General features: G+C 67.6%; 20 protein-coding genes. 8 read left to right on the top strand and 12 right to left on the bottom strand.

Annotation, left to right across the window (positions count from 1 at the left end):
- Position 1: 1 nt before the first annotated feature.
- The 8 genes from C1877_RS11435 to C1877_RS11400 form a co-directional block, all read right to left on the bottom strand.
- The gene (locus tag C1877_RS11435; RefSeq protein ID WP_114569226.1) at positions 2-682 is read right to left on the bottom strand and encodes an ABC transporter ATP-binding protein; all 681 of its coding nucleotides are present in this window, start codon (positions 680-682) and stop codon (positions 2-4) included.
- A 108-nt stretch (positions 683-790) separates the two neighbouring features.
- Positions 791-1795, bottom strand: a complete 1005-nt coding sequence (locus C1877_RS11430; RefSeq protein ID WP_114569225.1) for a sensor histidine kinase — start codon at positions 1793-1795, stop codon at positions 791-793.
- Positions 1792-2484: a response regulator transcription factor gene (locus tag C1877_RS11425; protein ID WP_114569224.1), complete on the bottom strand. Its 693-nt coding sequence runs from the start codon at positions 2482-2484 to the stop codon at positions 1792-1794. Before C1877_RS11425 ends, C1877_RS11430 begins: the two co-directional genes overlap by 4 nt.
- Before the next feature lie 173 nt (positions 2485-2657).
- Positions 2658-3128: a hypothetical protein gene (locus C1877_RS11420; RefSeq protein ID WP_049783980.1), complete on the bottom strand. Its 471-nt coding sequence runs from the start codon at positions 3126-3128 to the stop codon at positions 2658-2660.
- A 38-nt stretch (positions 3129-3166) separates the two neighbouring features.
- On the bottom strand, positions 3167-3997 hold the full coding sequence (locus tag C1877_RS11415; protein ID WP_083808856.1) for a sialate O-acetylesterase: 831 nt from the start codon (positions 3995-3997) through the stop codon (positions 3167-3169).
- 333 nt (positions 3998-4330) lie between these two features.
- Positions 4331-6259 carry a heavy metal translocating P-type ATPase gene (locus C1877_RS11410; protein WP_114569223.1) on the bottom strand — a complete coding sequence of 643 codons (1929 nt, stop codon included), beginning with the start codon at positions 6257-6259 and terminating at the stop codon, positions 4331-4333.
- A 124-nt stretch (positions 6260-6383) separates the two neighbouring features.
- Positions 6384-6602 (bottom strand): cation transporter, encoded by a 219-nt coding sequence (locus tag C1877_RS11405; protein WP_015538806.1) that lies wholly within the window; start codon positions 6600-6602, stop codon positions 6384-6386.
- Between the two features lie 99 nt (positions 6603-6701).
- Positions 6702-7100, bottom strand: a complete 399-nt coding sequence (locus C1877_RS11400; protein WP_015538805.1) for an ArsR/SmtB family transcription factor — start codon at positions 7098-7100, stop codon at positions 6702-6704.
- A 732-nt stretch (positions 7101-7832) separates the two neighbouring features.
- Here C1877_RS11400 and C1877_RS11395 point away from each other — a divergent pair.
- Positions 7833-8615, top strand: coding sequence for an ATP-binding protein (locus C1877_RS11395; RefSeq protein WP_114569222.1), 783 nt, complete (start codon positions 7833-7835; stop codon positions 8613-8615).
- A gap of 109 nt (positions 8616-8724) precedes the next feature.
- On the opposite strand, the gene C1877_RS11390 is transcribed toward C1877_RS11395, so the two are convergent.
- Positions 8725-9285, bottom strand: a complete 561-nt coding sequence (locus tag C1877_RS11390) for a DUF308 domain-containing protein (RefSeq protein ID WP_015538804.1) — start codon at positions 9283-9285, stop codon at positions 8725-8727.
- Between the two features lie 204 nt (positions 9286-9489).
- Here C1877_RS11390 and C1877_RS11385 point away from each other — a divergent pair, with 204 nt between their 5' ends.
- Both C1877_RS11385 and C1877_RS11380 read left to right on the top strand, forming a co-directional pair.
- Positions 9490-9894: a metal-sensing transcriptional repressor gene (locus C1877_RS11385; RefSeq protein WP_015538803.1), complete on the top strand. Its 405-nt coding sequence runs from the start codon at positions 9490-9492 to the stop codon at positions 9892-9894.
- Positions 9895-10189: 295 nt separating this feature from the next.
- Positions 10190-12775, top strand: coding sequence for a heavy metal translocating P-type ATPase (locus C1877_RS11380; RefSeq protein WP_114569221.1), 2586 nt, complete (start codon positions 10190-10192; stop codon positions 12773-12775).
- Between the two features lie 6 nt (positions 12776-12781).
- Here C1877_RS11380 and C1877_RS11375 read toward each other — a convergent pair whose 3' ends face one another.
- Positions 12782-13909, bottom strand: a complete 1128-nt coding sequence (locus tag C1877_RS11375; protein WP_114569220.1) for a pyridoxal phosphate-dependent aminotransferase — start codon at positions 13907-13909, stop codon at positions 12782-12784.
- A 207-nt stretch (positions 13910-14116) separates the two neighbouring features.
- Here C1877_RS11375 and dinB point away from each other — a divergent pair, with 207 nt between their 5' ends.
- Positions 14117-15472: a DNA polymerase IV gene (gene dinB / locus C1877_RS11370; RefSeq protein WP_114569219.1), complete on the top strand. Its 1356-nt coding sequence runs from the start codon at positions 14117-14119 to the stop codon at positions 15470-15472.
- A gap of 42 nt (positions 15473-15514) precedes the next feature.
- On the opposite strand, the gene C1877_RS11365 is transcribed toward dinB, so the two are convergent.
- On the bottom strand, positions 15515-16393 hold the full coding sequence (locus C1877_RS11365) for a DegV family protein (protein ID WP_114569218.1): 879 nt from the start codon (positions 16391-16393) through the stop codon (positions 15515-15517).
- Positions 16394-16954: 561 nt separating this feature from the next.
- On the opposite strand from C1877_RS11365, the gene C1877_RS11360 reads away from it, so the two are divergent.
- The 4 genes from C1877_RS11360 (at position 16955) to C1877_RS11345 (ending at position 23184) form a co-directional block, all read left to right on the top strand.
- Positions 16955-18490 (top strand): hypothetical protein, encoded by a 1536-nt coding sequence (locus tag C1877_RS11360; protein ID WP_114569217.1) that lies wholly within the window; start codon positions 16955-16957, stop codon positions 18488-18490.
- Positions 18491-18674: 184 nt separating this feature from the next.
- Entirely contained in the window at positions 18675-21536 is a 2862-nt protein-coding gene (gene ileS / locus C1877_RS11355; protein ID WP_041238807.1) for an isoleucine--tRNA ligase, read from the top strand.
- On the top strand, positions 21533-22153 hold the full coding sequence (gene lspA / locus C1877_RS11350; protein WP_173011794.1) for a signal peptidase II: 621 nt from the start codon (positions 21533-21535) through the stop codon (positions 22151-22153). Before ileS ends, lspA begins: the two co-directional genes overlap by 4 nt.
- Positions 22150-23184, top strand: coding sequence for an RluA family pseudouridine synthase (locus C1877_RS11345; protein WP_114569216.1), 1035 nt, complete (start codon positions 22150-22152; stop codon positions 23182-23184). The genes lspA and C1877_RS11345 overlap by 4 nt, the downstream gene beginning before the upstream one ends.
- 112 nt (positions 23185-23296) lie before the next feature.
- On the opposite strand, the gene C1877_RS11340 is transcribed toward C1877_RS11345, so the two are convergent.
- Entirely contained in the window at positions 23297-24100 is an 804-nt protein-coding gene (locus C1877_RS11340; protein WP_114569215.1) for a putative ABC transporter permease, read from the bottom strand.
- Positions 24101-24137: the final 37 nt, after the last annotated feature.

Genomic DNA, 24137 nt, shown 5'->3' with positions numbered 1-24137 from the left:
GCTAGCGCCGCCTCTCGTCCGAGGCGACGCGCCCGTCCTCGATGGCGATGACGCGGTCGGCCGCGCAGGCTATGTCCTCGTCGTGCGTGATCACGACGAGCGTCTGGTCGAAGTGGCGGCTCGAGTCGCGCAGAAGGCCCATGATCTCGCGGGAGTTCCGCGAGTCGAGGTTGCCGGTGGGCTCGTCGGCCAGCACCACGGCGGGCGCGTTCATGAGGGCGCGCCCGATGGCCACGCGCTGCTGCTGGCCGCCGGAGAGCTGGTTGGGCAGGAATCCCTCGTGGCCGCGCAGCCCCAGGCCGTCGAGCAGCGTGCCCAGGCGCTCCTCGTTCACCGGCCGGCCGTCCATGAGCACGGGCAGCGTCATGTTCTCCACCACGTTGAGCACGGGGATGAGGTTGTAGAACTGGTAGACCAGCCCCACCTCGCGCCGGCGCAGCACCGCAAGCTCCTCGTCGGTGCGCGCGTACACGTCCGCGCCGGCCAGGCGCACGGTGCCCGATGTGGGGCGGTCCACGCCGCCCATGAGGTGCAGAAGCGTCGACTTGCCGGAGCCCGACGAGCCCACGATGGCCACGAACTCGCCCTGCCCGATGGACAGCGTCACGCTGTCGAGCGCCTTGAGCGCCGTCGGCCCCTGCCCGTACACCTTCGTCAGCCGCTCCGCAGAGAGGATATCCATATCTCGCCTTTCTCTCGATTCTCTACGGAACAGTGTCCCATCGCGCGCTTGCGGCACCGTGAACCCCGCATTACGAAATCGTCATCTTCGCCTTCGCGGGGCCGCGCGTCACACCACCATCTTGGGGAACGCGAAGTCGAAGCGCGCGCCGCCCGTCGCGCGGTCGTTGCCGGCGCGCAGCGTCCCGCCTTGGGCGATGGTGAGCGAGCGGGCGAGCGGGAGCCCTATGCCGAAGCCTTCCGACCCCTCCCCGCGGTAGAAGCGCTCGAACAGGTGCGGCAGGTCCTCGGCCGCGATGCCGGGGCCCGTGTCCGTGACATGCAGGCGCAGCGCCACCGCGTCCTCCCGCGCGCTCACGCGCACGGTGCCGCCGGCGGGCGTGTGCTCGAGGCAGTTCTTCAGCACGTTGCCGAGCGCCTCGGCCGACCACGCGGCGTCGCCCGTGAACGTGGCGCCGGGGGCCACGTTCACCTCGCAGGCCACGCCGCGCAAATCGAACGCGCCGGCCAGCGGGGCCAGCGCGTCGCGCACGATGCGCTCCACGTCCACGGGCGCGGCCTGCACGCGGATGGCCCCCGCGTCGGCCTTCGCCAGCTTGAGGAGCGTCGTCACGAGCCAGCCCACGCGCTCCACGAGCGCCTCCAGCTCGCGCAGGGCGCGCGTGCGCTCGGCGGGGCCTGTGGCGTCCTCGATGGCGGGCACTAAGAGGCCGATAGCCGTGAGCGGCGTTCTGATCTGGTGCGACACGTCTGCCAGCGCGTCGGCGAGGGCGGCTTTCTCCTGTCCGAGGCGCTCGGTGGCGCCGGTCAGCGCCGCGGTCATCTTCGCCAGCTCGTTCTTGAGCACGGCCACGTCGCCTTCGCGGTAGTCCGCGAAGGTGATGCGCCGGCCGCCGTGCAGCACCTCGTCCACCTCGGCGGCGAGGCGCGCGATCTCGCGGTATCGGCGCGCCGAGAACGCGGCGAAGAGCGCGCAGGTTGCGGCGAGCGAGCACAGGGAGGCGCATCCCGCCGCCGGCCCCGCGAGCGCCCCGGCCAAGGCCGCGACCGCGCCGAGTGCGCCGGCCATCACGGCCAGCTCCACGGCGAAGGATCGGTTGCGCAGAAGGCTCATCGCGCGCCGCCTTCCGCCGCGGGGCCCGCCTTGTACCCGAGGCCCCGCACCGTGAGCACGAGCTGGGGGTCGGTCGGGTCGTCCTCTATCTTGTCGCGCAGGCGCTTCACGTACACGTTCAGCGTGTTGTCGCTCACGTACTCGCCGGCGCTGTCCCAGATGGCGTTGCGCACGTGCTCGCGCGTGACCAGGCGGCCCTGGCTCTGCGCGAACAGCAGCAGCAGCCGGTACTCGAGCGCCGTCAGCTGCACCTCGCGGCCCGCCTTGCGCACGACGGCCGCCGCCGGGTCCACCTCCACGTCGCCCAGGCGCAGCGCCGCCGACGCGCCCGAGGTGCGGCGCAGCACGCTCTTGATGCGCGAGAGCAGCTCGCGGGCGCGGAAGGGCTTGGCTATGTAGTCGTCGGCCCCCATGTCCAGGCCCGCCACCGTGCTGTACTCGTCGTCGGAGGCGGTGAGGAAGATCACGGCCGGTGCCGGGTCGGCCGCCTTCGCCGCCGCGCACACGGCGAACCCGTTGCCCTGCGCGAGGGCCACGTCCACGAGCGCGAGGTCGAACCGCGATGCGGCCAGGAGCCCCTCGGCCGCGTCCTGGCCGTCGGCGTGCTCGGTCTCGTACCCCTCGCGGCGCAAGAGGTCGGTCAGGCTGGCCACGATGGCCGCGTCGTCTTCCACGATGAGTATGCGCATGCGCTCGGCTCCTTCTCCTGCGGGCGTTTGCGAACACGGTAGCAGAAAACGGGATGCCGCGCAGGGAGGAAGGCGTGCCGGGGCGGGTTCGCTCGCTTGGCTCATGCCCTCGAGGCGCCACGATGCGGGCGGGCTCGGGAGGGGAGAGGGGGGCCGGTGCGGTTCGCCGGACGCTACCCGAGGCGGTTGATCGCGCGGTCGATCGGCGGCAGCGCGGTGTAGGCCACGAGGACCCCGATGACCGCGCCGAGCGCGTCCACGAGCCAGAGCACCGGGACGGACACGTAGTCGGCGGTTCCCAGGGCAACCTCTCCCACGATGGCAAGCAGCCCTGTGAGGGCGAACGCCATCGCGCATGCCCGCTTGAGCTCTGCGTGTTGCCAGAGCGCGTTCACCAGGAGGAAGGCGAGCAGGAAGGCGGCGAACATGCGGGGGATGGCAGGCCAGAGCGCCACGACCGCCACGCCCCAGGCGACGGCGACCGCCCATCGCCCGGCGACGATGAACGGCCGCATCTTCGAGCGGCCGGAGGGGGCGGGGGCGTTCCCTGATGTCTTGCGAGATTCCATGCCCGCCAGCGTACCGCGGGCCGCCTGCGCCGCCCCCTCCGCGCCTAAGCGGTCGCCCTCCCGTTGCCCGCCCATGAACGCCCCGTTTCCTACATAAACTAGAAGTCATACCCCTACTTTAAAAATTCCATCACTTCCTCCATAGAGCTTTTCCCTAATGTAAATCGCTCTAGTGCCAGGTATCTTTTCTCCGCAACAGTGTGTTCTCTTTCATGCAACCCTTTTACTATGTTCGCTTCATTATCTAACGGCTCGACAATATTTGATTTGGTCTGATAAGCTTCAAAATATCTAATGCCAAATCTTCTTTGAGACTCTGCATTGATATGGATACCATCTGGATTAGGGTATAATTTTTTCCCTGTTACAAAATAACAATTCCTATTATTTTCTGCGTATTTAAGTAATTCCTGGTTAATCAAGTCATGCTCTACACAGCTTATTCCAAATCCAGACTTACCTAAATAATCTCCCAAACCACCAACAATGAACGGAGCTTCCAAAGCTCCCAGTTCTTTTCTGAATGAATTAATTAAAACGTTAAGTTTTTGATAATAATTTTTGTACTTTCCGCTGTGACCATCACTTTCACCTTGATGCCACAGAATTGCAATCAATTCACTGTTTCCCATGGCGAATTTTGCCTCGCTGACTGCATGGCGAAATAGAGCGCCTTCCTTATTCCATTCATCAATGGAACTTCCTCCTTCCGCACAAGGGATAAGCCCAATTTGTTCATTTTTATTCGCGTTGCACCATGCTTGCGCAAATGACGCTGCCGGTCCGACACCGGCAACTGCCCGGTCAAAGTGGATAGGCTCTGTCATCATCTGCCATCTGCTATTTCTAAGCATAAAAATATTCTCATTGCAAATCGGCATAACCTCGCTTGAAAATCCACGTCCTGCCATATTTGACTGCCCTATAAGTAAAACTGATTTCATTGCTAATTTCCTCTCGCTTTAACTTGTTCTTTCTCATTATATCGTTAGGGCTTTCGGACGTTTTCCGGACTGGTTTTACGATGATGAAAGAAGCCTGGAAAATGGCTTACTCGAAGGAGTGCGAGGAAGATTTCCTGGACAGGTTCCATGCGAGCGGAATGCCGAGGTGCACGGCCTTCTGCATCCGTCGCACGCTCCACTTTGCAAAGTTCTATCAACCATACGCCGAGAACAGGTGTCTCGAACGAAACGTAGGGGCGGGAGGCTCATCCTGTTGATGGTGGGGTTGCCAAGCGGCGACGGCTGCGAGGACGGCGCCGCTTGGGGAGGGGGCTACTTCAGCTTGCCCACGTTCATGGCGCGCATGGCGTTCAAGATGGCGATCACGGCCACGCCCACGTCGGCGAACACGGCCAGCCACATGTTGGCGATGCCGAGCGCCGCCAGGATCAGCACCAAGAACTTCACGCCGAGGGCGAACACGATGTTCTGCCACACGATGCCCATGGTGGTGCGGGCCACGCGGATGGCGCGGGCGATGTTGGACGGCTTGTCGTCCATGAGCACCACGTCGGCCGCCTCGATGGCCGCGTCCGAGCCCATCGCGCCCATGGCGATGCCGATGTCGGCGCGCGTGAGCACCGGGGCGTCGTTGATGCCGTCGCCCACGAAGGCCAGCTTGCCCTTCCCGGCGCCCTGCGCGTGGGTCTCCTCGAGCAGCTTCTCCACTTCGGCGACCTTGTCCTGCGGCAGAAGCTGCGCGCGGAACTCGTCGATGCCCAGCTCCTTCGCCACGGCGGCGGCCACGTCGGCGCGGTCGCCCGTCAGCATGACGGTCTTCTTCACGCCGGCCGCGCGCAAGGCGGCGACGGCCTCGGCCGCGTCGGGCTTGACGACGTCGGCGATGACGATGTGGCCGATGTATTCGCCGTCCAGCGACACGTGCAGGATGGTGCCGGTCAGCTCGCAGTCGCGGCAGTCCACGCCGCACGCGCTCATGAGCTTGTCGTTGCCCACGTACACCACGTGCTCGTCGACCCGCGCCCGCACGCCGTGGCCGCTCTGCTCCTCCACGTCGTCGATGCGCTGCTGGTCGATGGGCCCCGAGTAGGCCGCGCACACCGACAGCGCGATCGGATGGTTCGAGTACGCCTCGGCGTGCGCCGCGATGGACAGCAGCCGGTCGGGGTCGATGCCGGAGGCGGGGTGCACGGCCACCACGTTGAACGAGCCGTCGGTGAGCGTGCCGGTCTTGTCGAACACGACGGTCTCGGCCCGGCTCAGCGTCTCCAGGTAGTTGCTGCCCTTCACGAGGATGCCGAGGCGCGAGGCGCCGCCGATGCCGCCGAAGAACGACAGCGGCACGCTGATGACGAGCGCGCAGGGGCACGACACCACGAGGAAGATCAGCCCGCGCTGCACCCAGTCGGACCAGCCGCCGCCCAGCAGAAGCGGCGGCATGATGGCCAAGAGCGCCGCGATGCCGACGACCGCCGGGGTGTAGTAGCGCGCGAAGCGGGTGATGAAGTTCTCGGTCTTGGCCTTCTTCTCGGCTGCGTTCTCCACGAGCTCGAGGATGCGGCTCACGGTGGACTCGCCGAAGGGCTTGGTCACGCGCACGGTGATGAGGCCGCTCATGTTGACGCAGCCCGAGATGATCTCGTCGCCCTCGCGCACCTCGCGCGGCACCGACTCGCCGGTGAGGGCCGCGGTGTCCAGCTGCGAGGAGCCGCGCACCACCACGCCGTCGAGCGGCACGCGCTCGCCGGCTTTGACGACGATCTCGTCGCCCACGGCCACCTCGTAGGGGTCGACCTGCACGAGCCGCCCGTCGCGCTCCACGTTGGCGAAATCGGGCGCGATGTCCATCATGTCGGCGATCGACTTGCGCGATTTGCCCACGGCGTAGCTTTGGAACAGCTCGCCCACCTGGTAGAACAGCATGACGGCCGCGCCTTCGGCCATGTGCGGGTCGCTGTCGGGGAACAGCACCAGCGCGAACGCGCCGATGGTGGCCACGCTCATGAGGAAGTTCTCGTCGAACACCTGGCCGTGGCCGATGTTCTTCGCCGCGCGCAAAAGCACGTCGTAGCCGGCGATGAGGTAGGGGACGAGGAAGAGCGCGAACTCCACCCAGAGCGCGGCTGTCTCGCTTCCGAGCCACGTGGCGAGCGGCATGAGCTCGGCGATCACGTAGACGACGGCGAACAGCGCGATGGCGAGGACGATGCGGTTCCTCGTTCGTTTCTGTTTCTTGTTCATCGATTTCAACTTTCGGTTCGGTCGAGGGCGCGGAACGCCGCCGGAGTGTTTCACGTGAAACATCCGTTCGTGAAAAGTGCGGCGAGCGCGCTCGTGCGCAGGCGCCCCCTCGATGGTCGGTGGGTTAACGCAGGATGACGCAATCCGGCTCGATCTTCGAGCAGGCGCGCTGCGCTTCGTCGAGCACGGCGTCGAAACAGTCGTCGTCGGCCTCGATCACGAGCTTCTGCGTCATGAAGCTGACCGTGGCGCTTTTCACGCCGTCGATGCCCTTGATGGCGTTCTCCATCTTCGCGGCGCAATTCGCGCAATCGAGGTCCTGGAGTTTGAAAGCCTTGCGCATGGTTCTTCCTTTCACGTGCGCCGCTGCCGGCGCTCTCCTGTTTTCGTCTTCCGGGCGAGATGTTTCACGTGAAACATCTGTACGTGTCGGTGGCGCTCGTCATTCGCAGATGTGGGTCATGCCCTGGGCCAGCATGGTGTACACGTGGTCGTCCGACAGCGAGTAGATGACGTTCTTGCCGTCGCGCTGGAACTTCACGAGGCGGGCCTGCTTGAGCGTGCGCAGCTGGTGCGACACGGCGCTCTGCGTGGCGCCGATGAGCTCGGCGATGTCGGCCACGCACCGCTCCGTGCCCATGAGGGCGTAGAGTATCTTGATGCGCGTGGTGTCGCCGAACACCTTGAACAGGTCGGCCAGGTCGTAGAGCAGCTCCTCGTCGGGCAACGAATCGGGCGGCTGGTCGGGCGAGGGATGCTCCGCGCTTCCGCACGCGCATCCGTGATCGTGCTCCGTCGTCGGGGCGGGCGCTTCGTTCGCTTCGTTTCGCTTTGATGTCATTTCAACCTCTTAACATATGAACAACTGATCATAAGTATACGAACCGGAAGGGAGCTGTCAAGAGGTTCGGGAGATTTTCTCCCAGCCAACGAAAAAACGAATCGCCGGAAAACGGCGAAAGGGAGCGGAGGGGTTGGGGTTGGGCCGGGAGGGGGGTGGAAGGGTGCTGGAAAAACGGCGGTCGATGAGCGGGAGGCAAGGAGGTCGCGGGAAAGATGTGCAAGAGAAAGAGAAAAAGAGGAGGGGGCACCTCTCATGGCGGGGGCTGTGGGTCGTCGGGATAGCGAACGAATGTTTCACGTGAAACATTTTTGGATGACGGGGCCCGGTGGTGCCAGCGCAGGGGACGGCCAGGCCGCCCGGGCGCCGTATTGTTGCAGAAAATGCAGGGGGAGTGCCCGCGGGGAGTAAGTGAGCAGGGGAGTGAAAAAAGAGGGATGGGGAGATGCGGTAACCGAGAGAGTCCTGCGGAACTGCCGAGCTACCGAGCTGCCGAGCCGAGGGGTCGCGGCGTTTCGGGGCTGTCGAACCGCGGCGAGAGGCTCCACAACCGTTTTTTCGCGAACCAAAAAACGGTTGGAGTGGGAAATGTTGTAAATACAACAGAAGAGAGGAGGTCGGGATGGTAGGCTTGCCTCGAATAGGAGCAAGCTCGGGCGCGGGCGGCGGTTGCGTGACGCAGGTTGCGGGCCCGCGGCAGGCGGGGAGACGGAGGAGGCGGAGGAGGCGGAGATGATCCGTACGATCGTGGAGATAGACGAGGTTGCCTGCAACGGATGCGGGCTGTGCGCAGAAGCATGCCACGAGGGCGCGATCGGCCTGGTGGGCGGCAAGGCGCGGCTCCTGCGCGACGACTACTGCGACGGGCTGGGCGACTGCCTGCCGGCATGCCCGGCCGGGGCCATCTCGTTCGTACAGCGCGAGGCGCAGCCCTACGACAAGCAGGCGGTGCTCGCGGCGAAGGCGGCAGCAGGGTCCCCGGCCGATGGGTCGTCGGGGCATGCGGGCGCCGCGCCCGAGCCCGTCGCAGCAGCGCGGCATGCAGCCGGCTGCCCGGGGTCGCTCTCGAGGTTCTTCGCGGCAGAGGACTCGCCTGCCGCGTCGGCGGCGGCCGACGCTTCTGCCGCCGCCGCAGCCCCGGACGCTCCGCCGAGGTCCCGGTTGGCGCAGTGGCCGGTGGAGATCAAGCTCGTGCCTGCTCAGGCGCCGTACTTCGCGGGCGCGCACGTGCTCGTGGCGGCCGACTGCACGGCGTTCGCCTATGCGGACTTCCACCGTCGCCTCATGGACGGCAAGATCACGGTCATCGGCTGCCCCAAGCTCGACGCGGTCGACTACGCGGACAAGCTGGCCGAGATATTCGCCTCCAACGACGTGGCCTCGGTCACGGTCGCGCGCATGGAGGTTCCCTGCTGCGGCGGGCTGGAGCAGGCGGCGCGGACGGCGCTCGCGCGCAGCGGAAAAGACGTGCCGTTCGCGGTGGCCACGATATCGACGCGCGGCGAGCTGCTCTAGGAACCGCCTGCCAGGACCGCCTCCAAGACGGGCTTCTGCCGCGCGTTTTCCAGTGCGGCACGCCTCTTGCAGCTGCGCGGATGCCGCCCGCGCAGCCCTGCCCCCGTCGCTACGCCTCGGCCTCTATCTTCAGCTTGCCGTGCTTGCGATGCAGCTTGAAGGGATAGAGGATGAGCTCGATGCCCAGCACGATGAGATGGTGCTCGATGTTGGCGAACGGGTTCAGTATGAGCAGCACCGACAGCACGAACTGCAGCACGCAGAACGCCAGCGCCACGGCGAAGGGGCGCTTGTGCCTGATGTCGGAGAAGATGCCGTCGAACGTGCGGGCGGCCTTCTGCAGGCCGAGAAGGCCCCATACGATGCCGATGAACACGGTGGAGTTCGCCCCGTGCACGATGATGACCAGGCCGAGGACGCACAGCACGATGGCCGACCCCAGGCTCTCGCGGCCCGCGCCCGCATCGCGCTCGCGCACGACGGCCACGATGCTGCCGATGGCCGAGACCACCATCGGCACGCCCAGGTACCACGGCAGCGCCTCCTCGGCAAGGGCGGGGAACAGCAGGCAGCTCACGCCCGCCACCGGCACCAGCAGCATGGATATCACGGCAACCTGCACGCTTATCTTGCTGTTCCTCACGTCTTTCACGGACGAGACGGTGGTCATGGAATTCCTCCTCTATCGGTTTCAGCGGGCAATTCTACCATTCATGCAGTTTCGCACGGACCGACCCGGGCCAAGGAGGAGCGAAAACCTGCACGATGTTGACAAACTGTCGGGCAACGTCTCTTGACAATACCCTCATGGGGTATATACTGACCGCGTGATAGATACCCGACAGGGGTATAAGGCAAGCAGAGAGGACGAGCCATGGCGAGCGACGGCCCGTTGACGGATGAAAAGGCGACCGCGACCGACGACGGCGCGATCGCGACCGACGACGGCGCGAGGGCGACGGAGGGCGGCGCGCGCGACGGGGCGGCGTGCCCGTGCCGTCACAAGGAAACGCCCCGCGACGAGGAGCTGCAGGCCGACCTGCAAAAGCGCCTCAACCGGGTGATAGGGCAGCTGGGCGGGGTGAAGGCCATGCTCGACGACAACCGCTACTGCGGCGACGTGCTCGTGCAGCTGGCCGCGGCCGAGAGCGCCGTGCGCAGCATCTCGAGCAAGCTTCTGCAGAACCATTTGGAGACATGCGTGGTCGAGCAGATACAGCGCGGCAACGTGGAGGTCGTCGACGAGGTCATGCAGCTCATGAGGAAGTTCTCGCGCTGACCGCACCGCAGCGCGTATCGCCGCAAGCGATTCGACGGCGGATGTTTCACGTGAAACATCCGTTCGTGATCGGGAAAGCTGCCTGTGCGGAAGCGGTGCTTTCAGCGGGTGGATCGGGCGGGCTTGCGAGCGAACGAAAAACCGACGTCGCGGGCATGCGAGCCAAGGCGGGCTCGCGCCCGATCGAACGGTGCGATGCGCGTGGCGCAGGAGCACGCGGCCCCGTTCGACGGCGAAGACAACCAGGACGGACGACGCGGTCCGCACGGGCCGCGCAAGTTAGGAGGCGGAAGCCTTGAAGCAGACGTTCGACGTGACCGGCATGACGTGCGCGGCGTGCTCGGCGCACGTGGAGAAGGCGGCGCGCGGCGTGGAAGGCGTGTCCGACGTTGCTGTGAACCTGCTGAAGAACAGCATGGAAGTGGACTCCGACGGCGCGCCCGAGACGCTCGCAGCCGTGGCCGCGGCCGTGGAGAAGGCGGGCTACGGCGCCTTCCCGCGCCCGGCCAAGGGGGCGGGCCCCGTGGGTGCCGGGGGCTCTGTTGCGGGCGGCGACGCCCGAGCGGGAGCGCCCACGCCGATGGGTGCGGCCGCCGCAGAGGCCAAGCAGGTGAGGATGCGGCTCGTCGTGTCGTTCGCGTTCACCATCCCGCTGTTCTATATCTCCATGGGCCACATGTTCGGCTGGCCGCTGCCGGGGTTCTTGCTGGGCGAGCGCAACATCATGGCGTTCGGCCTCACGCAGCTGCTGCTGCTCGCGCCCGTGGTGTTCGTGAACTTCAAGTTCTTCCGCGTGGGCTTCAAGACGCTCTTCCGCGGCGCGCCCAACATGGACTCGCTCATAGCGCTCGGCTCCACGGCGGCCACGGTATACGGCGTGTACGCGCTGTACCGCATCGCCTACGCGCTCGGTGCGGGCGACGTGCACGGGGCGCATGCGGCCGGCATGGACCTGTACTTCGAGAGCGCGGCCATGATCCTCACGCTCATCACGCTGGGCAAGTACTTCGAGGCGCGCGCGAAGGGCCGCACGACCGATGCCATCGCCACGCTCATGGACCTGGCGCCCAAGACGGCCGTGCGCGTATCCGCCGACGGCACCCAGGAGCAGATCCTGGCCGACGACGTGCGCGAGGGCGACGTGTTGGCGGTGCGCGCGGGCGAGGGCGTGCCGGTGGACGGCGTGGTGGTGGCCGGCGCGGCATCGGTGGACGAGTCGGCCATCACCGGCGAGTCGGTGCCGGTCGACAAGGCGCCTGGCGACCCGGTGACGGGGGCCACGGTGAGCCGCACGGGCTACTTCACCATGCGCGCCACGCGCGTGGGCGACGACACCACGCTCGCCGGCATCATCCGCCTCGTGGACGAGGCCACCAGTTCCAAGGCGCCCATCGAGAAGATCGCCGACCGCATAAGCGGCGTGTTCGTGCCCGTGGTCATCGTCATCGCGCTGGGCACGTTCGCCGTATGGATGGTGCTGGGGGCGGGGCTCGAGTCGGCCCTGTCGCACGCCATCTCGGTGCTCGTGATATCGTGCCCCTGCGCGCTGGGGCTCGCCACGCCCACGGCCATCATGGTGGGCACCGGCCGCGGCGCGAGGAGCGGCATCCTGGTGAAGTCGGCCGAGGCGCTGGAGGGCGCCCACGACGTGCGCACCGTCGTGCTGGACAAAACCGGCACCGTGACCCAGGGAACCCCGAGCGTGACCGACGTGCTGCCTGCGCCGGGCGTGCCCGAGGAGCGCCTGCTGGCGACGGCGCTGGCCGTGGAGCATCCAAGCGAGCACCCGCTCGCCCGCGCCGTGTGCGGCTTCGCCGAGGCGCGCGGGATGGCGGCGGACGCTCGCGTCGAGGGCTTCATGCAGGTGTCCGGCGAGGGCCTGTCCGCCGCCGTGGACGACGCGGCCGTGCTGGCCGGCAACCTGCGCATGATGGAGGCGCACGGCGTGGATGCAGGCGAGATGGGGGCACGGGCGCAGCGCCTGGCCGACGATGGCAAGACGCCGCTGTTCTTCGCCGCCGACGGCAGGCTGCTGGGCGTGATCGCCGTGGCCGACACGGTGAAGCCCACGAGCCGCGCCGCCGTGGCCGAGCTCAAAGCCATGGGCATCCGCACCGTGATGCTCACCGGCGACAACGAGCGCACGGCCGCCGCCATCCAGCGCGAGGTGGGCGCAGACGAGGTGATAGCCGGCGTGCTGCCCGAGGGCAAGGAGCGCGAGATCCGCCGCCTGGCCGAGCGCGGCCGCGTGGCCATGGTGGGCGACGGCATCAACGATGCGCCCGCGCTCGCCCGCGCCGACATCGGCATCGCCATCGGCGCCGGCACCGACGTGGCCATCGAGAGCGCCGATGTCGTGCTCATGAGAAGCGACCTCATGGACGTGCCGGCGGCCATCCAGCTGTCGCGCGCCACCCTGCGCAACATCAAGCAGAACCTGTTCTGGGCGCTCGTCTACAACGCCGTGTGCATCCCGGTGGCGGCCGGCGCGCTGGCCTTCGCAGGCGTGAACCTGAACCCGATGATCGCCGCGGCCGCCATGTCGTTGAGCTCGGTGTGCGTGGTGTCGAACGCGCTGCGGCTGCGCGGGTGGCAGCCGCGGTTCACAGCAGCACCGGCGGACGCCCCCGCGCCCGCCGTGAAGGAAGACCCTATAACGAAGGAGAGCGCCATGGAGAAGACCCTGCATGTCGAGGGCATGATGTGCCAGCACTGCGTCGCGCGCGTGAAGAAGGCCCTCGAAGCCGTGGACGGCGTGGAGGAGGCCGTCGTGGACCTCGACGCGAAGACCGCCGTCGCGAAGCTCGCGCACGAGGTGGACGATGCGACCCTGAAGGCCGCCGTGGAGGAGCAGGACTACGAGGTGACGGGCGTGGAGTAGCCTCCCCTAGCACCCCGCGATGATCTCGCGGAGGGCGGCGATGAGCTTCTCGTTGTCCTCGCGGGTGCGCACGGCCACGCAGAAGTACTTGCCGTTGGTGAGCCCCGGCGTGCCCTGCAGCTTGCGGATGAGGAACCCGGCCAGCTGCAGGCGCGCCGCCAGCTCCTCGGTGCTCGCCACGCCCAGATCCAGGTCGGGGCCGTGGTCGAACGCGCACATGACGTAGTTCGCCTCGGCGGGGAAGATGTCGATGCCCGGCACCAGGCTCAGCATGCACTGCATCCACGGTATCTCGGAGTCCAGGAACTCGCGCGTGCGCTCCAGGTGCTCGCGCTCGGCCAGCGCGAGCTCGCCCAGCACCTCGGCGAACATCGGCACGCCCGAGCTGTCGTAGAAGCGCGCGATCTGCGCGATGGTGTCGGGGTGCGCCCCGCAGTAGCTGATGGGGATGCCCGGCATGGCGTACGGCTCGCAGAGCGAGCGCACCACCACGAGGTTGCGGTGCTCCTTCACCAGGCCCACCATGCTCTCGCCGCCGAGCGTGAGCTCGATGGAGCGCTCGTCCACCACGACCCAGATGCATGCGTCCAGGTAGGCCAGCAACGTGGGCAGGGGCAGCAGGCGGCTCGTAGGGTAGCCGGGGTTCGCCAGCACCGCGGCGTCGAAGGACACGCCGTGGCGCGCGGCCGCGGCGGGGTCGGGCATGACGAAGCCGGCGGGGCTCGTGATCTCCACCACGCGGTGCCCGGCGTTGCCGGCCGCCAGCGCGTACTCCACCGGGCCCGGCACGGCCACGCCCACGGTGCAGGGCTGGTAGGTCTGCGCGACGGCGCGCACCATGTCGCCCACGGTCGAGCCCACCAAAAACGACTCCACGGGCAGGCCGTGCTGGCGCGCCAGCACGCTGCGCAGCGTGTGCGCCTCACGGTCGGGGGAGTAGTTCAGCTCGCCGGCTGCGAGGGCGGCCTGCATGGCGCGGATGAACGAGGGGGGCGTGCCCAGCGGGTTGGCCGTTCCCGAGAAGTCTATCCAGTTCATCTCGGTGCGCAACTCGTAGGGAGGGGAGAGCAGCTGCTCGGGCAGGGCGGTCACCGCGGCGCGCACGCCGGGCGTCGCATCGCATCCGTTCGACATGTCGTCTCTCCTTCCCATCTCTTCCCGATACGGTCCGCTGCGGGCTTGAGGGGAATCTGGGGGACGTTTCAGCAGGTGGCAGATTCGAGCGCGGCCGTGTATGTCAAGTTCCCCGCCCGCGCGATCGGGCGCGGAGGTTGCGAGGGAATGATAATCCTAGCACATGTTCCCAACGGCCACGTGCGGCATGGTAGACTAATTCGCGCAATGAAGGAAGAATTCCCGCAGACCGCCGCGCCCGCACCGGGCAACCGCCCCTCCCGCCCGCCGGCAGGGGAAGCTCCGGCGCGCCCGCTGCCGCTCGAGCCGTGGGAGGGGTCGGCCATCCTGCTGGTGGACCTGGACGCGTTCTTCGCCTCGGTCGAGCAGCTGGACCACCCTGCCTGGCGTGGCAAGCCCGTCATCGTGGGCGGCGATGCGGACAAGCACGGCGTGGTGTCCACCGCCTCCTACGAGGCGCGGCCCTACGGGGTGAGAAGCGCCATGCCCTCGTCGACGGCGCGCCGCCTGTGCCCCGACGCCATCTGGACGCACGGGCGCTTCGATCGCTACCGCGAGGTGTCCAACGCCATCATGGCCATCCTGCGCTCCGAGACGCCGCATGTGCAGCAGGTGAGCATCGACGAGGCGTTCCTGGACGTCACGCCTACCGTGGTGAACCGCGAGCACCCGGTGCGGGTGGCCCAGCGCATCCAGCGGCGCGTGGAGGAGCTGGGGGTGACATGCTCCATCGGCGCAGGCACCTCCAAGACCATCGCGAAGATCGCCTCGGACATGGACAAGCCGCGCGGCCTCACCGTGGTCTACCCCGGCAGCGAGCGCGACTTCCTGGCGCCGCTGCCCGTGCGAGTGATGAGCGGCATCGGCGCATCGGCCGAGGAGAAGCTGAAATCGCGCGGCATCCGCACGCTGGGGCAGCTGGCCGACGCCGACCTGCGCATGCTCGAGCGCGTGTTCGGCAAGCTCGGGCGCGTGATGCACGTGCGGGCGAACGGCGGCGACGACGCGCCGGTCGAGCAGGACGATGCCGTGAAGTCGGTGTCCAACGAGATGACGTTCGCGACGGATCTGACCCGCCGCGAGGACGTGGAGGCCGCCATCGCCACGATGGCGGCGAAGGTGGGCCGCCGCCTTCGCCGCAAGGGCCTGCGCGGCCGCACGCTCGCGCTGCGCGTGAAGTTCGACGACCTGAGCGTGCGCTCGGTGCAGCGCCAACTGCCGCGCCCGAGCGATGACGAGCTGGCTTACACGCCGCTGCTCTATGCCATGGTCGACGAGGTGTGGCGCCCCGGCACGCCGCTGCGCCTCATCGGCGTGGGCATGAGCGGCTTTTCGGAGGAGGGCGTCGTGCAGGAGAGCCTCTTCGACGTGGCCGAGGCGGCGCCGTCCGCTGACGACGTCGAGCCCGTCGTGCGCGACGAGCGCAAGCGCCGCGGCCTCATCGAGGCCACCGACCTCGTGAAGGACCGCTTCGGCGAGGCCGCCGTGCGCTTCGGCCACGAGCTGCGCAACGAGGAGAACACCACCGGCTCGTCCAGCAAGAACCCGGCGGACTACAAGTGACGGCGGGCCGTCGGTTGCCCGGCGGCCCGCTCAAGATCAAGGCTAGCGCTTGTCGGCAAGGAAGAACAGGGCCATGGTGCCGGGGCCGGAGTGGGCGCCGATGACGGGGTCGACGTAGTTGATGACGACCTCCTTCACGCCGAAGCGCTCCTTCACCTGCTCGGCCACGTACTCGGCCTCCTCGAGGCAGTCGCCGTGGGTGATGAACACCATCTGCTGGTCGATGGGCTGGACGGCGCTCTTCTCCATGTGGTCCACGAGCGCGTTCAGCGACTTCTTGCGGCCGCGCACCTTCTCGAGCGGGATGAGATGCCCCTCGTCGTCCACGTGCATGACCGGCTTGATGTTGAGCATGGTGCCCGCCCAGGCGGCCGTCTTCGACACGCGCCCGCCGCGGAACAGGAACATGAGGTCGTCCACCGTGAACCAGTGGGCCAGGTGCAGCTTGTTCTCCTCCACCCAGTCGCGCACCTCCCCGATGGGGGCGCCGGCGCGGGCGCGCTGCACGGCATGCCACACGAGCAGGCCCTCGCCACCGGAGGCCGCCAGCGTGTCCACCGCGAGGAGGGTGCGCTCCGGGAACTCCGCCGCCAGGTCGCGCATCAAAAGCTCGGTGGCCTCGAAGGTGCCGGAGAGGCCGCTCGAGAAGCCCAGGTACAGGATGTCGCGCCCCTGCTCTAGGAGGCCGCGCATGAGCGCCTCGGACTCGGCCAGGTTCGGCAGCGACGTGGTGATGACCTTGCCCTCGCGCATCATGGTGTAGAACTGCTTGAGGTCGGTGTGCTGGCCCTTGAGGTAGCTCTGGTACTCCTCGCCGTCCACCATGAAGGTGAGGGGCAGGACGTGCAGGCCGAAGTCGTCGATCATCTCCTCGACGAGGTTGCTGCTTGAATCGGTGACGATCTCAAAATCCATGGGCATGGCGGATCCTTCCTTTGTTGCACCGCGCCGACGTGGAACGGGATCAGCGGCTTCTACGCATAGCTTCTCCGTGTATCGAGTAAAAGTATAGCCTTTCGCTACGCGTTCGACGCCGCGATTTTGGAGAACGGGTGAACACCTCCGATCTCCGAGGCGCGCGCCCCTCTTCAACGAATTGCTTTGGGCCCATGATAGAATGGGCTACCGATCGTGCAGGAGGGCGAGGGATCCGAGAAGAGGCGGCGCGTATGGGGGCTTCGAAGGCGGCGGAACGGCCCGGGCTGCGCCAGGCCGCGTCGGCGGTTCGCTGGGCGCGGGTCCTTATCGTCCTTGCGGCGTGCTGTGCCCTCGTCCTCGCGCGGACCGCTTACGCGGACGGCCGCGCCCTCAATGTGCTCGGCGGCCAGGAGGGCGTCGATTTCACCTATGAGGGCGGCGTCCTCACGGTTCTCGGCGAGACGCCGCTGACCATCTCGATGGCGGACCCGGGCGCACCGCCCACCGACGACGGCAGAAAATCCGGGAGCGGCGTTTTCGGTTGCGTCCGGCGGACTCGACCTCGTGATCGAAGGGGAGAATTCCCTCACGTCGACTTTTGGCCATGCCGGTCTCCGGAACGGCGAGAATCCGCTTGCCATATCCGGACAAGGCTCGCTCTTCGCAGAAGGCGGAGGGGCTGCCGGCATCGGCGGCGACCGCAAGCAGAACGGCTCGAACATCACCATCGCGGGCGGGACGGTGACGGCTGTAGGCAATGAACCGGGAGCAGGCATCGGCGGCGGGTTCATGAGCAGCGGCTCGAACATCACCATCACCGGAGGGGTCGTGACGGCCCAAGGAGGCAAGTTCGGCGCTGGAATCGGTGGTTCATACGGATACGACCTCACCGGCAACAGCGCAGACGTCACCATCACGGGCGGCGAGGTCACGGCGATAGGCGGATACGGGTCAGCCGGCATCGGCGGCGGCTACTGGGGATTCTGCTCAAACGTTGTGATAGAAGGTGGTCAGGTCACGGCTCAAGGAGGCGAGCGCGCCGCAGGCATCGGCGGCGGCGAAGGCGGCGGCGGCAACGATATCGTCATCACCGGAGGAACCGTGACGGCGACAGGCGGTGAATGGGCCGCAGGCGTCGGCGGCGGTTTCAATGGCGACGGCAGCGACATGGCCATCTCGGGCGGAACGGTGACGGCGACGGGAGGATCGGAAGGGGCCGGCATCGGCGGCGGGGTCGTTGGCGATGGCAGGAACATCGCCATCTCGGGCGGGACGGTTATGGCCTATGGCGGCGACTTCGCCACCGCCATAGGCGGCGGATCCGGGCTCGACAACAACATCAGGCCGTGCTCGGGCGGACGCGGCTCGAACATTGCGATCACCGGCGGATTCGTCGCGGCGATCCCCGGTCAGACACCAGACCCCGACTACGCCCAAGGAACCGTCATCAGGCCGATCGCGCAGGCCATCGGCAGCGGCTACGGCTCGCTGACCTATGGCGACTCCTCCATCACGGGAGGGTTCTTCGCCGACGAGGCGCGGGACTGGGCGGGCAACACGGTCTACGGGCTGGCGCCCGCGCCGGGGTACGCTGCGGCCGAGAACCGCGAGGGGGCGACCAAGGACGCCTTCCCCGTGCGGGTGCTCCCCGTGGCCACGCTGGAAGTGCGCGCCGACGTCCAGCATGTCTGCGACGGATCGGCGGTCGCCGCGTCCGAGGTCGTCTCGACTGCGCGCTACGGAGACGCCGACGCCCTCGACGCCGTGGCGTTCGAGCATCGGGAAGCCGGCCGGTCGGACTGGAAGGCCGGTCTGCCCGAGGATGTCGGAACGTACCGCGTGCGCGCGACGCTTCCCGAGGGGGCGGACGCAGGCGGCGCGCTCTACGCCGCAGCCTCGGCCGAAACCGACCTCGCCATCGTCTCCGCGGACGGCGCCGACCGAACCGGCGACCCCGCCGACGGCAGCCCGGCACCGGCCGAGCGCCGCGGGGGCGCGCTCGCCGCAACCGGCGACCCGTCGGGTGTGCTCGCCCTCATCGCGCTCGCGCGCGCCATCTCGGCCGCCGCCCTCCTGCGCACGGCCTCCCGCCGCCGCTAGCGGCCTGACCGTCCGCGCCCGCCCGCTCCTGTGGCGTTTTTGGAAATCGCCGCGCAGGACGTGGGCATCCGGGCCCGCTTACACTATACTAGAGCGGTTTGTAACGAACGGAAACCCCGCGGGGCCCGGCGGCCCGATCGCCGCCCCGCGAGAGCGCATACTTGAAGGAAAGGTACTCACAGCCGTGGCGAACAGTTACAAGGAAACGATGAACCTGCCCAAGACCGACTTCGCGATGCGGGCGAACCTGCCCGAGAACGAGCCGAAGCGCCTCGCGAAGTGGGAGGAGGAGCGCATCTACGAGCGCGTGCTGGAGAAGAACAAGGACGGCAAGCCCTTCATCCTGCACGACGGCCCCCCGTACGCGAACGGTCCCATCCACATCGGCCACGCCTTCAACAAGATCCTCAAGGACTTCGTGAACAAGTCCCATGCGCAGCGCGGCTTCTTCACGCCGTACGTGCCCGGCTGGGACTGCCACGGCCAGCCCATCGAACACATGGTGGAGAAGACGCTCGGCCCCGAGAAGATGGCGAAGATCGACCAGCCCACGCTGCGCCGCCTCTGCCGCGAGTGGGCCGAGAAGTACGTCGACGTGCAGCGCGAGGGCTTCAAGCGCCTCGGCGTGAACGGCGACTGGGAGCATCCCTACCTCACGTTCACCCCGAACTACGAGGCCGGCAACGTCGAGGTGTTCAAGAAGATGTACCTCGACGGCTCGGTGTACCGCGGCCGCAAGCCCATCCACTGGTGCAAGCGCTGCCACACCGCGCTCGCCGAGGCCGAGATCGAGTACTCCGACGAGACGTCGCCGTCCATCTTCGTGAAGTTCAAGATGGACCTCATGCCCGGGATGTTCGAGGCCGCGGGCGCCGAGGGCGACGCCTACGTGCTCATCTGGACCACCACGCCCTGGACGCTGCCGGCCAACACGGCCGTGTCGCTGGCCCCCGACGCCGACTACGTCATGGTGGTCGCCGACGGCTCCAACATGATCATGGCGCGCGAGCTCGTGGAGCAGGTGGCCGAGATCGCGGGCTGGGAGTCCTACGATCTCGTGCGCGGCGCCGACGGCGAGCCCGTCGCGCTCAAGGGCCGCGAGTTCACGGGCCTCACCTACACGTGCCCCATCCGCCAGGACCTCAAGGGCACCGTCATCTACGGCGACCACGTCACGCTCGAGTCGGGCACGGGCGCGGTGCACACGGCCCCCGGCCACGGCCAGGACGACTACCTGGTGGCGCTGGAGTTCGACGTGCCGCTGCTCATGCCGGTGGACGACAACGGCGTGCTCACCGACGAGGCGGGCCCCTTCGCGGGCCTCGACGTGGACGAGGCGAACCCGGCCATCATCGAGTGGCTGCGCGAGCGCGGCACGCTCATGGCCGAGAAGAAGATCCTGCACAGCTACCCGCACTGCTGGCGTTGCCACGAGCCGGTCATCTTCCGCGCCACCGACCAGTGGTTCGTGTCCATGGACAAGAACTCGCTGCGCGAGGATGCGCTCGACGCCATCGACCACAAGGTGGAATTCATCCCCGCGTGGGCGAAGAACCGCATCGGGTCCATGGTGGCCGACCGCCCCGACTGGTGCATCTCGCGCCAGCGCTCGTGGGGCGTGCCCATCCCCGTGTTCAAGTGCGCCAAGTGCGGCAACACGGTGGCCACCGCCGAGACGTTCGACGCGGTGATCGACCTGTTCTACCGCGAGGGCGCCGACGCGTGGTTCACGCACGAGCCGTCCGAGTACCTGCCGCGCGGCGTGAAGTGCGAGACCTGCGGCTGCTCCGAGCTCATCCCCGAGAAGGACATCCTCGACGTGTGGTGGGAGAGCGGCGTGTCGCACACCTCCGTGCTGAAGCACCGCGCCGACGAGGGCCTGCGCTTCCCAGCCGATATGTACCTCGAAGGCTCCGACCAGCATCGCGGCTGGTTCCAGTCGTCCCTGCTCACCAGCATGGGCGCCTACGGGGTGCCGCCGTACAAGTCCGTCATGCACTGCGGCTTCACGATGGACGCCGAGGGCAAGAAGATGTCGAAGTCGGCCGGAAACGGCGTCGACCCGGCGGACGTCATGGCGAAGAGCGGCGCCGACGTGCTGCGCCTGTGGGTGGCCAGCGTCGACTACTCCCAGGACGTGAACATCGGCGACGAGATCCTCGAGCGCACGAGCGAGGCGTACCGCCGCATCCGCAACACGATGCGCTTCCTGCTGGGCAGTTTGAGCGACTTCGACGACCTGAAGCATACGGTCACCGACTGGAATGCGCTTGAACCCGTCGACCAGTGGGCCATGGTGCGCCTGTGGCACCTGCTCGTCGACGTGGAGCGTGCCTACGACGAATACAAGTTCCATATGGTGTACCGCGCGGTGTACGACTACATCGTGGGCGACCTTTCGGCCGTTTACATGGACGCCACGAAGGACCGCGTGTACTCCGAGGCGCCCGACTCGCCGCGCCGCCGCGCTGCGCAGACCGTGCTCATGAACATCGTCGAGGTGCTCGTGCGCGTGCTGGCGCCGGTGCTGTCGTTCACCACTGACGAGGTGTGGGAGCACTATCCCGAGGCCATCCGCTCGCGCGAGGGACGTCCCGGAAACGTGCAGCTGGCCGGCTGGCCCGAGAAGTCCGACTTCGCGCCCGCGCTGCCGGGCGATGCGGACGCCGAGCGCATCGCCGAGGACTTCGGCGTCATCCTCGGGGTGCGCGAGATCGTGACGAAGGCGCTCGAGGACGCGCGCGGCCAGAAGATCGTGAACAAGAGCCAGGAGGCCGATGTGACCGTGACGGCCCCGCGCTCGGTGCTCGACCATGTCGAGCAGTACGACGCCGCCGTGTTCGAGGAGCTGTTCATCGTGGCGTCGGTCTCGTTCGTCGAAGGCGAGGAGCTCTCGGCCGAGGTGCGCAAGACGACCGCCGAGAAGTGCCCGCGCTGCTGGAACTACCGCGAGCTCGGCGGCAACCCGAACCACCCGTCCGTGTGCGAGCGCTGCGGCGACGTGCTCGACGCCATCGGCTACGAGGAAGCGGGGTCGGACGCTTGAGCGAGGACAGGCGCGGGACGGGCGTGGGTGCCGTAGGCGGCGCCGGCGCCCTCGGACGGGCCGCGCGGCTGCGCGATACGCTCGTGTTCGGCGCGGTTGCCCTGGTGTGGCTCGCGCTCGACACGCTCACGAAAGGGTACTTCAACGGCTCGTTCGCCGTGGGCGAGGTAGCCGGCGGACCCTTCCTCGGGCTCGTGCGCTTCCGCCTCGTGCACAACACGGGTGCGGCGTGGGGTATGTTCGGCGACTCGACGTTCTTGCTGGGCGTGGTGTCCATCGTGGTGTGCCTCGTGCTCGTGGCGTACCTGTTCTTCCTGTCGCCCCGTCCGGGGATGCTGGAGGTCGTGGGCGTGGCGCTTGTGGTGGCGGGCGGGCTGGGCAACGCGTTCGACCGTTTCACGCTGGGCTACGTGGTGGACTTCATCGAGCCCGTTTTCATCGACTTTCCCGTGTTCAACGTGGCCGACATAGGCGTGACGTGCGGATTCGTGCTGTTCGTGGCGGGGATGATCCTGGCGTACCGCCGCGCCGACCGCGAGGCCGCGGCGCTGGCCGAGGGCTCCGGGGAGCCGCAGGCGCCCGGGGACGGCGGCGGGGAAGGGCCGGGGGAGCGATGACGCGCTCGCTCTGCCACATCGTGGCCGCGGCCGATGCCGGCGCGCGCCTGGACGCGCTCATGGCCGAGCGCGGACTATACCCCAGCCGCAGCGCCGCCGCGCGCGCCATTGAGGAGGGCGCCGTGTTCGTGAACGGCGCGAACGTGGCCAAGAAGCACGCCGTGGCGGCCGGCGACACCGTCGTGTACGAGGCGGCCGAGGAGGCAGCCCCCCGCGCGCTCGAAGGCGAGCCCATCGACCTGGACATCCGCTTCGAGGACGAGCACCTCCTGGTGCTGTCGAAGCAGGTGGGCCTGGTGTGCCACCCCTCGGTCGACCACTACGACGGCACGCTGGTGAACGCGCTCGTCCACCATTGCGGGGCCGCCAACCTGTGCAACGTGCAGGGCGAGGACGACCGCCTGGGCATCGTGCACCGCCTCGACCGCGACACGAGCGGCCTCATGCTGGCCGCCAAGACCGACGAGGCGGGCTACGCGCTCATGGAGGACATCCGCGCCCGCGCCGTCGACCGGCGCTACCTGGCGCTCGTGCATGGCGTCATCCCGCACGACACCGGCATGGTGGACGCGCCCATCGCCCGCGCCGAGAAGGAGCGCACGCGCATGGCCGTGCGCGACGTGCCCTCTGCCCGCGACGCGGTGACGACGTTCCGCGTGCTGGAGCGCTTCGAGCACGGGCCGCGCGACGATGGCTACTCGCTCATCGACTGCAAGCTGTTCACCGGACGCACGCACCAGATCCGCGTGCATATGGAGTATGCGAAGCACCCGCTGGCCGGCGAGCCGGTCTACCGCTCACGCGCCCCTAAGGACCCGGCTGCCGACCTGGGGCTCGAGCGCCAGTTCCTGCATTCGTTCCAGCTGGCGTTCACCCATCCCGCCACGGGGGAGGAGCTCTCGTTCGCCGACAACCTGCCCGCCGACCTGCAAGCCGCCCTCGATTCCCTGGCCGACCGCAGCCGCGGCCGCACCGAGGCCGGCGAGGAGGTCTTCGAGTTGCTGAGGGATGCGCCGCGCCCGAGGCTGTAAGGCAGGGGCAAGACAGCAAGGGGTAAGACAGGGGGACGGTTCTCTTGTCCCCCTGTTCGATGAAAGCCAGCAAGGAGTGGAGGGGGACAAGAGAACCGTCCCCCTGTCTTGCCTATCCTTTCCCGTACACGCTCATGTTCTGCATCCTGGCTTGCAGGAAGCTGTCGGGGAAGTGCTCGTCGAGGAAGCGCTGCTCCCAGGTGGTGGCGGGGACGCCCTGGGCGCGCTGCCCCTCGCGGTCGAGGGCGAGCACCGTCACCGCGATGTCTGCGGCCAGGAAGGCCGTCATGAGCACCGTCACGGCGCGCACGGCTGCGTTTTGCGCGTTCACGTGCGAGAACGCCTGCTTGACGGCAGGCAGTGCCACGCGTACCCACACGAGGCCCAAGAGGCCCCACATCATGCCGAACGCGAAGTTCGTGCGCCCGTTGATGGAGCCGAACGTGCCCGAGTAGTTCCAGGCCACGGCACCCCAGAAAAACTCCATGCCCCAGCTGGTCACGTACTCCAGCACGCTGCCCACCACCATGGCAACCAGGAATATGACCAGGTTGTGCGAATGGTAGAAGCGGTTGAGGAACAGCGTCAGCACCACGGCGCCCACGCCGTAGATGGGCGAGAAGGGTCCCCACACCAGGCCTGCGCGGCTCTCGAGGCCGCCGTAGACGATGGCGTGGAACACGGTCTCCACGGCGAGCCCGATAACGCAGCCCGCCACGAACAGCCAGAACAGGGTGAACCAGTCGAGCCGCAGATAGCCGGTGTTGTGGAACACCTGGGCCTTTACCTCCTGCTTGACCTCGCGCAGCAGGCCCGTGCCCTCCGAGGCGCCCGCGCATGCGGGCGCAGCCCCCGAAGGGGCCGGAGCATCGCCCTCCGCTTCGGGCGAACCCGGGTTTTTCGGTTCTTTCTCCATTCGTCCGTTCCTCGAGGGGCCGATAGGGCTAAACTAT

The organism is Gordonibacter pamelaeae (assembly GCF_003340385.1).
Lineage (GTDB): Bacteria > Actinomycetota > Coriobacteriia > Coriobacteriales > Eggerthellaceae > Gordonibacter > Gordonibacter pamelaeae.
This window is presented reverse-complemented; position numbering and strand designations above follow the sequence as displayed.

Excerpts from the sequence above, each read along its gene's own strand:
- C1877_RS11435 (WP_114569226.1), bottom strand. The coding sequence starts at position 682 with ATGGATATCCTCTCTGCGGAGCGGCTGACGAAGGTGTACGGGCAGGGG.
- C1877_RS11430 (WP_114569225.1), bottom strand. The coding sequence starts at position 1,795 with ATGAGCCTTCTGCGCAACCGATCCTTCGCCGTGGAGCTGGCCGTGATG.
- C1877_RS11425 (WP_114569224.1), bottom strand. The coding sequence starts at position 2,484 with ATGCGCATACTCATCGTGGAAGACGACGCGGCCATCGTGGCCAGCCTG.
- C1877_RS11420 (WP_049783980.1), bottom strand. The coding sequence starts at position 3,128 with ATGGGCGGGCAACGGGAGGGCGACCGCTTAGGCGCGGAGGGGGCGGCG.
- C1877_RS11415 (WP_083808856.1), bottom strand. The coding sequence starts at position 3,997 with ATGAAATCAGTTTTACTTATAGGGCAGTCAAATATGGCAGGACGTGGA.
- C1877_RS11410 (WP_114569223.1), bottom strand. The coding sequence starts at position 6,259 with ATGAACAAGAAACAGAAACGAACGAGGAACCGCATCGTCCTCGCCATC.
- C1877_RS11405 (WP_015538806.1), bottom strand. The coding sequence starts at position 6,602 with ATGCGCAAGGCTTTCAAACTCCAGGACCTCGATTGCGCGAATTGCGCC.
- C1877_RS11400 (WP_015538805.1), bottom strand. The coding sequence starts at position 7,100 with ATGACATCAAAGCGAAACGAAGCGAACGAAGCGCCCGCCCCGACGACG.
- C1877_RS11395 (WP_114569222.1), top strand. The coding sequence starts at position 7,833 with ATGATCCGTACGATCGTGGAGATAGACGAGGTTGCCTGCAACGGATGC.
- C1877_RS11390 (WP_015538804.1), bottom strand. The coding sequence starts at position 9,285 with ATGACCACCGTCTCGTCCGTGAAAGACGTGAGGAACAGCAAGATAAGC.
- C1877_RS11385 (WP_015538803.1), top strand. The coding sequence starts at position 9,490 with ATGGCGAGCGACGGCCCGTTGACGGATGAAAAGGCGACCGCGACCGAC.
- C1877_RS11375 (WP_114569220.1), bottom strand. The coding sequence starts at position 13,909 with ATGTCGAACGGATGCGATGCGACGCCCGGCGTGCGCGCCGCGGTGACC.
- dinB (WP_114569219.1), top strand. The coding sequence starts at position 14,117 with ATGAAGGAAGAATTCCCGCAGACCGCCGCGCCCGCACCGGGCAACCGC.
- C1877_RS11365 (WP_114569218.1), bottom strand. The coding sequence starts at position 16,393 with ATGCCCATGGATTTTGAGATCGTCACCGATTCAAGCAGCAACCTCGTC.
- C1877_RS11345 (WP_114569216.1), top strand. The coding sequence starts at position 22,150 with ATGACGCGCTCGCTCTGCCACATCGTGGCCGCGGCCGATGCCGGCGCG.
- C1877_RS11340 (WP_114569215.1), bottom strand. The coding sequence starts at position 24,100 with ATGGAGAAAGAACCGAAAAACCCGGGTTCGCCCGAAGCGGAGGGCGAT.